11 protein-coding genes are annotated in these 13922 nt (G+C 52.2%); 8 read left to right on the top strand and 3 right to left on the bottom strand.

Features of this window, described 5'->3' with window-relative positions:
• The first annotated feature begins 5 nt into the window (after nucleotides 1-5).
• The 6 genes from K365_RS0106400 (at nucleotide 6) to K365_RS0106375 (ending at nucleotide 7150) form a co-directional block, all read left to right on the top strand.
• Nucleotides 6-794, top strand: a complete 789-nt coding sequence (locus tag K365_RS0106400) for an enoyl-CoA hydratase-related protein (RefSeq protein WP_024333933.1) — start codon at nucleotides 6-8, stop codon at nucleotides 792-794.
• A 4-nt stretch (nucleotides 795-798) separates the two neighbouring features.
• On the top strand, nucleotides 799-2388 hold the full coding sequence (locus K365_RS0106395) for an acyl-CoA carboxylase subunit beta (protein WP_024333932.1): 1590 nt from the start codon (nucleotides 799-801) through the stop codon (nucleotides 2386-2388).
• 87 nt (nucleotides 2389-2475) lie between these two features.
• A complete protein-coding gene (locus tag K365_RS0106390) occupies nucleotides 2476-3600 on the top strand; it encodes a hydroxymethylglutaryl-CoA lyase-like TIM-barrel protein (RefSeq protein WP_024333931.1) in 1125 nt (374 codons plus the stop codon).
• A 22-nt stretch (nucleotides 3601-3622) separates the two neighbouring features.
• Complete coding sequence (locus tag K365_RS0106385) at nucleotides 3623-4258, top strand: helix-turn-helix domain-containing protein (protein WP_006966056.1); 636 nt, start codon at nucleotides 3623-3625, stop codon at nucleotides 4256-4258.
• Between the two features lie 23 nt (nucleotides 4259-4281).
• Nucleotides 4282-6231 (top strand): acetoacetate--CoA ligase, encoded by a 1950-nt coding sequence (locus tag K365_RS0106380; protein WP_024333930.1) that lies wholly within the window; start codon nucleotides 4282-4284, stop codon nucleotides 6229-6231.
• Nucleotides 6232-6322: 91 nt separating this feature from the next.
• Nucleotides 6323-7150, top strand: a complete 828-nt coding sequence (locus K365_RS0106375) for a class I SAM-dependent methyltransferase (RefSeq protein ID WP_029724982.1) — start codon at nucleotides 6323-6325, stop codon at nucleotides 7148-7150.
• 4 nt (nucleotides 7151-7154) lie between these two features.
• On the opposite strand, the gene K365_RS0106370 is transcribed toward K365_RS0106375, so the two are convergent.
• Nucleotides 7155-9014 (bottom strand): bifunctional acetyl-CoA hydrolase/transferase family protein/GNAT family N-acetyltransferase, encoded by a 1860-nt coding sequence (locus K365_RS0106370; RefSeq protein ID WP_006966059.1) that lies wholly within the window; start codon nucleotides 9012-9014, stop codon nucleotides 7155-7157.
• A 244-nt stretch (nucleotides 9015-9258) separates the two neighbouring features.
• On the opposite strand from K365_RS0106370, the gene K365_RS0106365 reads away from it, so the two are divergent.
• Nucleotides 9259-10932, top strand: coding sequence for a Na/Pi cotransporter family protein (locus K365_RS0106365; RefSeq protein WP_024333928.1), 1674 nt, complete (start codon nucleotides 9259-9261; stop codon nucleotides 10930-10932).
• 54 nt (nucleotides 10933-10986) lie between these two features.
• On the opposite strand, the gene K365_RS0106360 is transcribed toward K365_RS0106365, so the two are convergent.
• Both K365_RS0106360 and K365_RS0106355 read right to left on the bottom strand, forming a co-directional pair.
• Complete coding sequence (locus tag K365_RS0106360) at nucleotides 10987-11487, bottom strand: rubrerythrin family protein (RefSeq protein ID WP_006966061.1); 501 nt, start codon at nucleotides 11485-11487, stop codon at nucleotides 10987-10989.
• A 120-nt stretch (nucleotides 11488-11607) separates the two neighbouring features.
• Nucleotides 11608-12165 carry a DUF2889 domain-containing protein gene (locus tag K365_RS0106355; RefSeq protein ID WP_024333927.1) on the bottom strand — a complete coding sequence of 186 codons (558 nt, stop codon included), beginning with the start codon at nucleotides 12163-12165 and terminating at the stop codon, nucleotides 11608-11610.
• A gap of 557 nt (nucleotides 12166-12722) precedes the next feature.
• Here K365_RS0106355 and K365_RS0106345 point away from each other — a divergent pair.
• On the top strand, nucleotides 12723-13916 hold the full coding sequence (locus tag K365_RS0106345; protein ID WP_024333926.1) for a phosphoribosyltransferase-like protein: 1194 nt from the start codon (nucleotides 12723-12725) through the stop codon (nucleotides 13914-13916).
• Nucleotides 13917-13922 lie beyond the last annotated feature (6 nt).

Here is a 13922-nt window from a genome sequence, read left to right as displayed (position 1 = left end):
GAACCATGACTGATACACCTGATCTGCTCATCAAAGAGGAAAAAAACCAGGCCGTTATTCTCACCTTGAACCGGCCCGCCGTGATGAACTGTCTGAACTTTGATCTGCTGTATGCCCTCAGAGACGAAATCGACGCTTTGCAGTTCTCTGATACGATCCGAAGCGTGATCATTACCGGGGCCGGAGAAAAAGCGTTCTGCGCCGGGGCCGACCTCAAGGAACGCGCCACCCTCACCCAGGACCAGGTCAAACAGTTCATCGTGACCATCCGAAATCTGTTGACGGCGATCCAGAACCTGAAAATGCCCGTGATCAGTGCCGTCAACGGCATTGCCCTGGGCGGGGGCACGGAAATCGCCCTGGCATCGGATATCCGCATCGCATCCGACACGGCCGTGATGGGACTCACGGAAACCCGGCTGGCCATCATCCCGGGCGGGGGCGGCACCCAGCGTCTGCCCCGGATTATCGGGGTGTCCAAGGCCAAGGAACTGATTTTCACCGGCCGGCGGGTGGATGCCAAAGAAGCCCTGGCCATCGGTCTGGTGAACGCAACAGCCCCCCCGGAAAAACTGATGAATACCTGCCTGGACATGGCCGCCATGATCGCCGAGACCGGTCCCATTGCCGTGGAAATGGCCAAGTACGCCATTGACAAAGGCATTGAGACGGACCTGGCCACAGGCCTTGCCATCGAGTCCAATGCCTACCGGGTCACCATCCCCACTGAAGACCGCATCGAAGGTCTCACCGCGTTCAAAGAAAAACGCAAACCCGTTTATAAAGGAAAATAATCCCATGACCGATAACCAAAACTTCTGGGAAGACCGGGAAAAAGAACTGGAAACCATGCGGGAAAAAGCGGCCTGGCCCGGCGGTCAAAAGGCCGTGGACAATCTGGCCAAACGCGGCAAACGCCCGGTGCGGGAACTGATCACGGATCTCATTGACCCTGACACCCCGTTTTTTGAACTGTCCATGCTGGCCGGGTTCGGCATGGGATATCCCGGCGTGGAAGACGTCCCCTGCGCCGGCATTGTCACGGGTATCGGAAAAATTCACGGCAACTGGACCATGATCATGGCCAATGACTCCCGGGTCAAGGCAGGCACCTACTTTCCCATTACCCTGAAAAAACATATGCGGGCCCAGGCCATTGCGGAAAACTGCGGACTCAACTGCGTGTATATCGCGGATTCCGGCGGGGTATTCCTGCCCATGCAGGCGGATGTATTTCCCGATGACCAGCATTTCGGCTCCATTTTCTACAACATGGCCCGAATGTCTGCCAAAGGGTTGCGCCAGGTGACTTTAAGCACGGGCGGCAACACGGCCGGAGGCGCCTATATCGTGTTCATGGCCTGTGAATCCATCATGATCGACAAACAGTCTTTTTCTTTTTTAGGCGGTCCGCCTCTGGTGAAAATGGCCACGGGCGAAGAGATTTCCGCTGAAGACCTGGGCGGGGCCAGGGTGCACACCCAGGTTTCGGGCGGGGCCGATCACATGTGCACGGATCAGGGCCAGGCCATTGCCAGGGTCCGGGAGCTCTTATCTTTGACCCGTCCCCAGACCATCCATCTGCACCGGTATGCGGCCAAAAAACCCAAAACCGGTTCATCCGCTGTGTACGATGTGCTTCCCGCCTCCCCCCACCACGGGATCAAGGGGCATGCATTTCTTCAGGCCATTGCCGATGATTCCGAATTCATCGAGGTCAAGAAAAATTTCGCCCCGGGCCGGGGCACCAACATCCTCACCGGCAAAATCCGCATTAAAGGATTGCCCGCCGGCGTGATCTGCTCCAACGGGGCGGGCATCATCTTTCACGAGGCCGCCAAAAAAGTGGCGGAATGGGTGGTGAGGTGTTCCTATGAAAAAATCCCGCTCTTGTTCATCCAGAGCGCGCCGGGCTATATGGTGGGATCGGAATCCGAACATGCGGGCATCGGCAAATACGGGGCCGACATGGTGCGGGCCGTGTCCTGCGCCCAGGTCCCCCGGATCCAGCTGGTGATCGGTCCGGACAACGGGGCCGCCAACTACGGCATGTGCGGCCGGGCCTACCGCCCCAATTTTTTGTTTTCCACCATGCGGGCAAGAACCGGGGTCATGAGCGGCAAAAGCGCGGGCGGGGTGTTGTTGAGCATTGAGCAGGCCAAGCGCAAAGCCACAGGCAATCCCATGACACCCGACGAGATCGCTGCATTTCAGCAGAAAATGATCGACAAATACGAAGGCGAGGCCCACCCGTTTTTCTGTGCATCCCGCCTGTTCAACGACCGGGTCCTTAAATTCCATGAGATCCGGGACTGGCTGGCCATGGCCCTGGAAGTCAGCCTGGTCAGACCGATCCCGGATCCGTCGTTTGGAAACTTCCGGTTTTAAAATAATGGAACACACGCATTTTACCGTTTTTACGGTTGCCTAACAGGGCCGCCATATTATAAATTCCTTATATTGAGGAGACGACCCATGACAGAATATGATTACTGGAAAATTTTCCCGAGAATGCCCAGAAAAGTTACCATCGGCGACATCACGGTCAGAGACGGATTTCAGCATTTGGAAAAATTCATCTCCACCCCGGCCAAGATCACCTATCTGGAGGAACTGATTTTTGCCGGATGCCGCAACATCGAAGTCACCAATTTAGGCAATCCCAGAAACATGCCCCAGTTTTCCGATGCCGAAGAACTGCTGGCACACCTGCGGTCGGACAGTTTTGTGTCCCGGGCCGCCAAAAAAGGCATTGACATGAAAGATGTCACCCTGACGGCCATCACCATCAGAGAACCTTCCGTGGACCGGGCCATTGAACTCAAAAAACGCGGTGTGGGCCCGGACCGGGTGCTGATGATGGTGTCCACGGAAGAACAGCATCATTTCGCCAATTCCGGCACCACCCTGCCCAACTACTGGAAAGAGGCGGAACGGTGCATCCAGAAATGCAGTGATGCAGGTATCAAAATGTGCGGCACCGTGTCCACCATCTGGGGATCTCCCATCGGCGGGGCCACGGCACTCAAAGACGCGGTCAAGTTCACCCGACACTGGCTGGATATCGGGGCATCGGACATCGAGCATGCCGACCATGACGGGTCTGCCTCGGCTCCTGATGTGTACCGGTACTTTTCCATGATTTTAGACGAAATCCCGGACACCGCTTTGCACATCGCCCATTTCCATGAAACCAAACGGGTGGCCTCGGCTTCCACCCTGGCAGCGCTCCAGGCCGGCATCTGCCATTTTGAGTGTACCCTGGGAGGCCTAGGAGGGCAGCCGGCCAATTTTTTAGATGACCGGCCCATCAAGGGAACGGGCGACTATTATTATGACGATCCCCGGTACGTGGGCCTGGTATGCCTGGAAGATACCCTTGTACAAATCGATGAAATGGGTATAGAACACGGGTATGATGTGGACCGGATCCTGTGGCTGGGCAGACAGATGGAAAGAACCGTGGGCCACCGCCTGCGCAGCGAAGCCATCATCAACGGCCGGACCCTTACCCAAGGCCACATGGAATATGCCCGGCCCGGTCTGGCGAAACTCAAGGAAAAACTGGGAGAGGCCCCGGATCAGAAGTTTCCGGAATAACCCATTAAACAAAGGAGATGCAATGGAAAAGGAAGACAAAACTCCCCATATCAACGTGGACTATTTTGAAGACCTCACCGGAAATATTGAAGATGGGGATGACAAGTCCGTGGATGAGGTGGGAAAACGGATCCAGCAGCTAAGAGAGGAGCGGGGCATCTCACTCCAGGACCTGTCCGATCTTACCGGGTTTGAAGTGTCGCGCCTGGAAGATATTGAAGCCGGCAGGGAAAAACCCCAGCTGGGCATGGTCATGAAACTGTCCAAAGCCCTGGATGCGGCCGTGGGCCGGCTGGTTTCGGGCCTGGGCACCAAACTGTACTCCATTACAAGGAAAAACGACCGCAAACCCGTGGCCAGATCCGCTTCCAAAACCAGCAAAAAAAGCGTGTATGCTTACATGAGTCTGGCCCCGGAAGTCCAGGGCCGGCACATGGAGGCACTGATCGTGCAGCTGGAAAAAGCTGAGGAAAAGGAAATTTCCGTTCACAACGGGGAGGAATTCATCTATGTGCTGGACGGGGTGGCCAATCTGACCATTGCCAAGGAATCCTATGATCTGGAACCCGGGGATTCCGCCTATTATCTGTCCACCACCCCGCACTACCTGACCGCAAGAACCGAAAAGGCCACCATTCTGGCGGTCCTTTATGAATAAGTATGAACAAGGAGATGCCAACCATGCCTGAAAAACTGTGGGAACCTTCTGAACAAAGGATCCAGTCCACCAACATGTACGGGTTCATGACCCGGGTGAATGAAAAATTCAATCAGCACTTCACAGACTACCCCGGGCTGTGGGAATGGTCAGTAACCAATCTGGAGGATTTCTGGGCCACGGCCTGGGATTTTCTGGACATCAAGGTATCTGCGCCCTATCACACAGTGATCCAGGACAAAGACAAAATGCCGGGGGCGAAATTTTTTGCGGGCAGCAAACTCAATTTTGCCGAAAACCTGCTCCGGTTCAGAGATGACCGCACGGCCCTGGTGTTCAGAGGAGAGGATACCGTCCGCCGGACATTGACCTACAACCAGCTGTATGACGAAGTGGCCCAGACGGCGGCGGCCCTCAAGGCCATGGGTGTGAAGGCCGGAGACCGGGTGGTGGGATTCGTGCCCAACATGCCGGAAAGTATTATTGCCATGCTGGCGGCCACCAGCCTTGGGGCGGTGTGGTCTTCCTGCTCGCCGGATTTCGGCATCAAAGGGGTGCTGGACCGGTTCGGCCAGACCCGGCCCAAAGTGCTGTTCACGGCGGACGGGTATTTCTTCAAAGGCAAACCCTTATCCTCCATCGAGCGCATCGCCGGCATTGTGGCGGAACTGCCTTCCATTGAAAAAATCGTGGTGGTGCCTTATATCAGCGATACCCCGGACATTAGTGCATTGCCCAATGCCGTGCACTATGCGGATTTTAAGGACGCTTCCACCACAGACATCGAGTTTGTGCAGATGAACTTTGACGATCCCTTGTACATCATGTATTCGTCGGGCACCACAGGGTTGCCCAAGTGCATGGTTCAGGGCATCGGCGGGGTCCTGGTCCATCAGAAAAAAGAACTGGTGCTTCACACGGACCTGAAAAAAGAGGACACCATTTTTTATTTCACCACCTGCGGGTGGATGATGTGGAACTGGCTGACTGCCAGCCTGTCCGTGGGTGCCACCCTGGTGCTGTATGACGGCAACCCGTTCCACCCCGGACCCGATGCCCTGTGGCAAATGGCCCAGGATGAAAAGATCACGGTGTTCGGCACCAGTGCCGGATATATCGAAGCATTGAAAAACGCCGGCGTCAAGCCGGGAAGCCAGTTTGACCTGGCCCCGCTCAAATCCGTGCTGTCCACGGGCTCGCCTTTGTCGGATGAAAACTTTAAATTTGTGTATGAGCATGTGAAATCCGATTTGCAGCTGGCCTCCATTTCCGGGGGATCGGATCTGAACGGGTGCTTTGCCTTAGGCAATCCCATCGGACCGGTGTATACGGGGGAACTTCAATGCAGGGGCTTAGGCATGGCCGTATATGCCTATGATGACAACGGACAGCCCGTGGTGGACCAGCAGGCGGAACTGGTGTGCACGGCCCCGTTCCCGTCCATGCCCATCTATTTCTGGGGAGACGAGGACGGGTCCAAATACCATTCCGCCTATTTTGACCAGTTCCCGGGCATCTGGACCCACGGGGATTTCATCAAGGTCACCCCCAGAGGCGGGGTGATCATGTTCGGCCGGTCCGATGCCACGTTGAACCCGGGCGGGGTCCGCATCGGCACGGCAGAGATATACCGCCGCCTGGACGCCATGCCCGAGCTCGAAGATTCCGTGGTGGTGGGCCAGTCCTGGAACAATGATGTCCGGGTCATTTTGTTTGTGAAACTGGCACAGGGATATGACCTCACCCCAGAGCTGGAAGCAAAAATCCGGGCCGACATCCGGGCCAATGCCTCGCCCCGGCATGTGCCGGCCAAAATCATTGCCTGCCCGGACGTGCCCTATACCCTGAACATGAAAAAAGTGGAACTGGCCGTGAAAAAAGTGATCGAAGGCAAAGAAGTCAAAAACAAGGATGCCCTGAAAAATCCGGAAGCCCTGGATTTTTTTGAGGATCTGACTGAACTTAAATCCTGAAACCTGTAAAACGGGTCGTGTGGCACAACGCGGCAACACGGCCCGTTTTTATATCCCGTTTATCTTTTATCCATTTATCAAGGCCTTTGCCATGGAATCTTTTGTCCGTGACCATTATCATGCCAAAAACCTGCTCGACAAAATCGATGCCGGGCTCACCGCCGCCGGAAAAGACCCGAAACAGATTGATATCCGGGATCTGGCACCCGTGGATCAGCTGCACACGGGCGGGATCCGGGGCACCACCGCCCTGCTGGAACAACTGGATATTCCGGCTGGTTTTCATGTGCTGGACGCCGGATGCGGCCTGGGCGGCACCTGCCGGGTCATGGCAAAAACCTGCGGGTGTGATGTGACGGGCATCGATTTGTCACCGGACTATATTGAAGCGGCCCGGGTTCTGACCCACCGTACCGGGCTTGCGGAGCGGATACAGTTTAAGGCCGGCTCCATTCTGGCCCTGCCGGACGTCATCGGCCCTTTTGATCTGATCCTGTGCCAGCATATCCTGATGAACATTTCAGACAAACAGGCAGCCATTCAGCAGTTTGTCCGGCACCTCAAGCCGAAAGGAAAAATCATCCTGCATGAAATCGTGGCCGGGAGCCATCCGGAGCTGGCATTGCCCGTGCCCTGGGCCGCCTCGGCCGACATCTCGTTTCTGGAACCCTGGGAAACACTATTGGCCGGCTTCACAGACAACGGGTTCACACTGGAAACATTCACCGACGCCACGGCCATTGGGACCCGGTACTGGCAGAAAGCAAAGGAATTTGCCCTGAAAAATGCGGACGTTCCCCGGGCCTTAGGACCGCATCTGGTGTTCGGCGATATGGCGGCCCGGTTTCCGTTTACCATGTCCCAGAATTTTGAAACCAGTGCCGTCAAACTGGTTGAAGCCGTCCTGACACGGCATTGACCCGTCAGGATTTGAAATTGAGTTTCACATAATAAATCCCGGAGTTCAGATTCGATTCCATGGGAAGACCTGATTTTTCAAACACCTTGATCATGGGCTGATTGTCTGCCAGCACCTGGGCAATGATGCCTTTGAACCCCAAGTCCTTTGCCTGCTCGATCAACCGGGACAGCAGATAAGATCCCACCCCGATGCCCTGGAACCGCTCATCAATGAGAAACGCCACCTCACCGCAGAATGTGCGCTCCTCTCGGACCATTCTGGCTTCGGCAATGATCTTCTGATTCCCTTTTTCCTCATGCAGCCCCACAATGGAAAATTCCTTTTTGTAATCCAGGTTCACATAGGCCTGCATCTTGTCATGGTCCATGGTTTTCACGGAATAAAAAAACCGGTAGAAAATCATCTCTTTGGAACACCGGTAGAAAAACCGGCGCATCATCTCTTCATCCGAGGGTTTCATGGCCCGGAACCGGATGGAAACGTCCCCTTTAAAGGTTTTGGTCTCTTCAATATGGGCCGGGTACAAATGAACGGATTCCGGCAGAAAAATCTGGTTGGCATAGATGAGTTTGCGGTCTCTGGCCTGGGTGATCAACGCCTGGCGGTCATCGGGATGGGCAATGTCGATCAATGCCTGGGCCCGCTCCCGAAGACTCCGCCATTTCAGGTTGGCCACCCCGTATTCCGTGATGATCATATGCACGGATTCCCTCATGCGCAGCTGGTTGCCGTATTTCTGGAGACTGAGCAGAATATTGGGCTTGCCTTTTTCATCCCGGCTGGGCAACGCAATGATGGTGGTGCCGTCCGTGGACGCTTCCGCGCCCCGGAAAAAATCGATGGCTTCCCCGGGTCCGGTGATCACTGCCCCTAAAAGTGGAAACGCCACACTGCCTAAAAGGTCCACTTTCCGTCCCTCATACAATGCCACGAACTGGGGATTGTTGGCAATGAACCGGGCGCTGCACACCCAGTCGATCCCCTGAAATTCCACCAGCGGGTTTCTGTGCAGCCAGGAATGCAGATCCCTGGTGCCCAGGGCATAGGAGACCAAAGATTTCCCCCGGAAAGGCGATTTCCGGGCATTGGTCACGGCCCCGGATTTCACCAGTTCTGCCAGGGCATCGGTAAAAAAAAGAGAATGGATGCCTAAGTCTTTTTTCCGGGCCAGATGCGGCACCAGGGCTTCGAACAACGGACCGAATGAAAAACTCAAGCAGTCCCCGTCCTTGATCACGGACGCCACATTGGCGGCCACCTGATCGATGGTCAAGGTCACTTCCGGCAGGTCATACACCACAGGCTCCCGCTTGGACCGCACCAGCAGATCAAAATCATCAATGGATACAAACGTATCCCCATATGTGAACGGCATGGCCGTGTTGATCTCCCCCACCACCAGAGACGCCTGCTCGATGGCTTCTTTTGCCACATCCACGGCAACGCCTAAGCTGCAGTATCCGTTGTCGTCCGGCGGGGTGATCTGGATGATGGCCACATCGATATCCAGCTTGCCGGACTTGATGACCCGGGGGATCTCGGAATAAAACGCCGGAATCAGGTCCACCTGGCCGGAAGAAATCGTGTCCCAGGCCACATACCCGGAAAAAAAAGTGGTCAGCCGGTGGTTGGGGGCATTGAGCCGGTCCACGGACAAAACCGTGTCTCCGAGCACGGCCAGCTGCACCAGCTCCAGGTCCCGGATATTGTGGCTGTCCACATCCAGCAGGGTTTTGATCAGGGTCCTGGGGGCTGCCGGTCCCGTGCCGATGAAAATCGTCATTCCGGGTTTGATATGATTCAATACATTTCTGGGTGAAATCAGCCGCTCGTCCCAGCTGAAATGATTTGAATCCGCCATGGCCGCTCCTTGTGGGAATTAATGGGTATAAAACAGATTGTAATGAGTGTTCATATCAACTTATGCAAAAACAGGCAAGCATAAGTATACGGCCGGCCGGGTCCGGGCTGAAAAACGCAAGTTGTGATGCAGAAAATCCCGGTTTATTCTTGAAATTCCTGACCTGCCATTATATATGAACCCAAAAAAACATCAGCGTTTGATTAGATGATTTTCAGGAGCGTTAAATGACGGGCGGTATATTTTGCAGTTTTTAGGAATTCTGATCCACACCCTGGGCGGACTGGGCATGTTCATTCTGGGCATGAAAATGATGACCGAAGGGCTCCAGGCAACGGCCGGCCAGAAGATCCGGCGGATTCTGGAAGCCATGTCCGCCAACCGGTTCATGGGGTGTGCCACGGGCGCAGGCGTGGCCGCACTCATTCAATCCTCTTCTGCCACCACCGTGATGCTCATCGGATTCGCCACGGCCGGCATCATGACCTTGCAGCAGGCCGTGGGAGTGGTCATCGGCGCCAATATCGGCACCACCATCACGGGCCAGATGATCGCGTTCAAACTGACGGAGGCCGCTCTTCCGGCCATTGCCATCGGCGTGGGCCTGAAATATTTTTCCAAAAAACGAAAATTCCGGTATATCGGGGATATTGTCTTAGGGTTCGGGCTGTTGTTTTTCGGCATGATGGTGATGAAAGACGGGTTGTCCCCCATTAAATCCGATCCCCAGTTTGTGGCGTTTTTTACCCTGTTCAACACGGAATCCGTCATGGGGCTGCTGTTGTGCGTTCTTATGGGCGCCGTGCTCACGGTGGCCGTGCAGTCGTCTTCCGCCACCGTGGGGCTGACCATGACCCTGGCCGGGTCCGGGCTTCTGGACTATTCCACGGCCTTAGGGCTGGTTCTGGGAGAAAACATCGGCACCACCATCACGGCCCAGCTGGCCACCCTTGGATCCAACAATGTGGAAGCCCACCGCACGGCCAACGCCCATACCATCTTCAACACGGTGGGCGTGGGCATTATCCTGCTGACCTTTCCCTGGTTTGTCGACATTGTGGAACTGCTCACGCTCAAAATGGGGGCCGGGGCCGTCACCCACACCGTGAACGGGGAATTTGTGAATGTGGCCCGGTATATCGCCAATGGACACACGTTTTTCAATGTCCTGAATGCCTTGATTTTCCTGATCTTTTTACCCCGGCTGGTGCAGCTCACCATCTGGGTCTCCCCCAAACCCCGAAAATCCAGAGAACGGTACGGGCTGCCGGAATTTGATTCCGGGTTCATCGATTCGCCCATCGGGGCCCTGGCCCGGGTCAAGGGGGAAATCATCCGGATTACGGAATTTACCCACACAAACTTGAAAAAACTGGCCCGTTGCCTGCAAACCCGGGACGACGATGTCTTAGGAGAAAGAGAACCTGTGGAAGAATTTCTGGATGACAGCCAGAAGGTGATCATTTCCTATCTGACCACCATTTATCAGGGGGAAGTAAACGAGCCGGAAGCCAAAGAAATTTCGGAAATGATGCGGATCACCAACAATATCGAACGACTCGGGGATTCCATGGAAAATGTGTCCAAAATCCTGGAACGCATCTATGACAACGGCATCGAGTTCAGTGACCAGGCCAAAAAAGACCTGACCGACATTTCCGACAAAGTCATTGAATTTTTAGGCATGATTGTGGATGAAATGCGGGAAAAATCAGACGGTTTCTATCAAAGAGCCCTGGCCTGCGAAGACATGGTCGACCAGATGAGAGAACAGATGCGCTACCACCACATCGACCGGCTGAGATGCGCAGAATGCTCCGTGGATGCCGGGGTCCTGTTCATCGCCCTGGTGTCCAACTATGAAAAAATGGGGGATTACTGCTTCAACATCGCCACGGGCGTAGACCGGATTATCTGACGGCCTTGTATGGCACAGGAGCCGGACCTGCCGCCGGCCCCTGCCAAGGTGTCCTTATTCGATTTTCGTGAAATTCTTGCCGGGAACACTGCACACCGGACAACTGTCCGGCACCTGTCCTTCCACGGTATTGCCGCAGACCGGGCACACATAAATATCCGCATCCGGCAGGTCCTTGCCCGCTGCCACGGCTGCCAGGGCTTTTTCATACAGCCCGTGGTGGATCTCTTCCACGGCCAATGCATAGGCAAAGGCAAATTCCGCTTTCTGGTTCTTGTCTTTTCTGGCCTGTTCCAGAAACGCTGGATACATCTCCTTGAATTCGTGGGCTTCCCCTTCAATGGCGGTCTTCAGATTTTCTTCAGAACTTTTGATGCCGTCCATGGCTTTCAAATGGGCATGGGCATGGATGGTTTCCGCTTCTGCCGTGGCCCGGAACAGTTTGGCCAGCTGGGGCAGGCCGTCTTTGTCCGCTTTTTTGGCAAAGGCCAGATATTTTCGATTGGCCTGGCTCTCGCCGGCAAACGCGGCCGCCAGATTTTCCTGGGTGGTCATGGGGTGTTTCCTCCTGTCTGATTGATATGACTGTTTTCAATTCCAGTTTACAACTGGATACCATACCGTGTCAGAAAAAGAAATTCAAGAACTGCCGGGATCTTTGAAAACCGCCTGACATCACTCCTGATTGAGTTGATTCATCACGGTTTTGGCCAGCGGCCCCTGTTTCCGCCATGCCCAGCACGTGTCGATCAGATATTGTTCGATTTCAAAAGATGCCTCAAGGACCCGGTTTCTATCCCGGGCTTCAAATATCCAATACCCCTGGAGTGCCGCCGGTGCCATGGACAGCAGCAACGTGGTGAGATGAACGCATCCTTGGGTGCCCCCGGCAATTTTTTTCACTTTGGCCGTAAAACCCGGTGCGATCACCAGCCCTTTGATCCCTTCCAGGCTGGTTTCCATTTCCCGGCAAATCTCATCATGGGGCGCATCCGGAATCTTCACATGAAGATCCACGATTTTCAGCTCAGACGTGTTGATGAGCAGCTGGATCTGCATGCGGTGAAACACATGGGGGTCAATGGTTTCCCCGGATCTTTCAAAAACCGTTACCAGGTTTCTTTCCTGAAGTTCCCCTGCGATCAATATGTGCGCATCATCCACCACATAACTGGAAATATCCAGATTCCGGTTATGGATTTTCTCCAGGTCCCTCACTTCCTGAAATGTCATTTTTTAATTCCGACTCCCGTTTTTTCAATAACAAAAAATCAATCAATACCCCTGTATACACCACCCATGGCAAGGTTGACAGTGTTTTTCTTAAAAGATCTGCGCCATATGCATCATCCTTTGTTCTCAACATTTAATTGACAATTCACGGCTATTTAGGAAAAAAGGCAGCATTGCCAAATTTCCTGAATAGCAATTCTGCTTGGCATGCCTTAGGTATTTTTCCCTATAATGAATAGGGATTTTCTCTAATTGACATACAGGCATTTCACTGATATGGGTTTCATGTTATCCAAACCATGGTTGCGTTGTTATGGAATCAAAATTTTTTGCAAAAAATGGTTGCGATTTGACAATTGGAAAAATGCAGATCCGGTTTTGTTTGTACAGTTTCAAAAATAAAAAAGAGTCCGGATATAAAGGGGATAAACAGTTCTGCACTTTTTTCATTTTAGCATGATATACAGTTAAATAATCTTTTTGTAAAGGGTATGCTGATAAACACATGAACTTGTTAACAAAACCGCTTTAATATAAAAGACAGAAGACAAATCTAATTGAAACTAAGTCAAAACATACACATCCAGAATTGGATATCACAATTTGCCGTGCCAGATAATATTATAGCTCGCTACCTATTGCTCAAAATGCACTATGTTAGCCTTGAGCTTTTTGAATCTTGGTTGCAAAATGAAATTTTAACATTTGTTCAGAATCGCTCAAAATTATATAAAAATGAATTCATTGCGTTATTTCCAGTAAAAAAACCTACTACCAATATTTATAATCAGGCTAAAGAGGATAAGCCGGTCAACGATAGTAGCGGCAGAATTGCCCATGCATTAAAAAATATAGAACGAAATTTGCCAAATCATGTAGAGTTGACGCCTAGATTGAAATCAATGCGGGATAGCAGGGTTAAACATATTGTTTTTGTAGATGACTTTATTGGTACTGGAGATCGCTTTATAAAATTCTGGGATAATTTCATTAATCCGAGTATTCTTTCTTGGTGTTCGTTTGGATGGTGTAAGCTTTGGGTAATTACCTATGCAGCACACAAGGAAGGGATCAATAGAATTGTTTCAAAAATAAAACCTATTTCCACTAGTAGTTTTCTGCAGAAGATAAAAATTAAGCATTCATTTATTCGTCAGAAGAGAGACCTTAGACTTTTTTGTTCCAAGTATGCGCATCAGATTTACGGTGAGAAAGTTGGGACTGGTTATGGGAATCTATTCAGTCCTATTATTTTTCAGCATGGATGCCCGAATAATGTACCTAGCATTTTTTGGAAAAAAGGAAACGCCAAAGGGACACCTTGGAATCCTCTTTTTCCAAATCGCAGTATCCCTAAAAAGCTTTATAGCTTGTTCACTAAGGATTATTCCCATGAAATCAGCTATGAAAGCTTGTGGATGGCTAATAATTATAGACTTGCTTTAAAGCTTGTAGACACCCCACTTATGTATATAGAAGACCATCATTTTTTACTGATTCTATCCTATTTAAAACAGAAAAAATCCATTGAGAACATTAAATCCATATTGATTTTAGGAGAAGATGAATTTGCCCAAAAACTGCAGAAACTTCTAAAGTATGGACTTATTGATCCTGATAATAATGTTACCACTTTTGGAGTCGATATCCTCAATAGAGGGCGAAAACCAAAAGCCAAAGAATTGACAATAGGAACTGAATACATTAATCATTTTCCAAAAACTTTTATGGGGTTCCAGCGTGGAAATTAGCTGTAA

The sequence above is a fragment of the Desulfotignum balticum DSM 7044 genome (assembly GCF_000421285.1).
Lineage (GTDB): Bacteria > Desulfobacterota > Desulfobacteria > Desulfobacterales > Desulfobacteraceae > Desulfotignum > Desulfotignum balticum.
This window is presented reverse-complemented; position numbering and strand designations above follow the sequence as displayed.

Coding starts and splice junctions, on each gene's coding strand:
- K365_RS0106370 (WP_006966059.1), bottom strand. CDS start 9,014: ATGGCGGATTCAAATCATTTCAGCTGGGACGAGCGGCTGATTTCACCC.
- K365_RS0106390 (WP_024333931.1), top strand. CDS start 2,476: ATGACAGAATATGATTACTGGAAAATTTTCCCGAGAATGCCCAGAAAA.
- K365_RS0106360 (WP_006966061.1), bottom strand. CDS start 11,487: ATGACCACCCAGGAAAATCTGGCGGCCGCGTTTGCCGGCGAGAGCCAG.
- K365_RS0106400 (WP_024333933.1), top strand. CDS start 6: ATGACTGATACACCTGATCTGCTCATCAAAGAGGAAAAAAACCAGGCC.
- K365_RS0106355 (WP_024333927.1), bottom strand. CDS start 12,165: ATGACATTTCAGGAAGTGAGGGACCTGGAGAAAATCCATAACCGGAAT.
- K365_RS0106395 (WP_024333932.1), top strand. CDS start 799: ATGACCGATAACCAAAACTTCTGGGAAGACCGGGAAAAAGAACTGGAA.
- K365_RS0106385 (WP_006966056.1), top strand. CDS start 3,623: ATGGAAAAGGAAGACAAAACTCCCCATATCAACGTGGACTATTTTGAA.
- K365_RS0106375 (WP_029724982.1), top strand. CDS start 6,323: ATGGAATCTTTTGTCCGTGACCATTATCATGCCAAAAACCTGCTCGAC.
- K365_RS0106380 (WP_024333930.1), top strand. CDS start 4,282: ATGCCTGAAAAACTGTGGGAACCTTCTGAACAAAGGATCCAGTCCACC.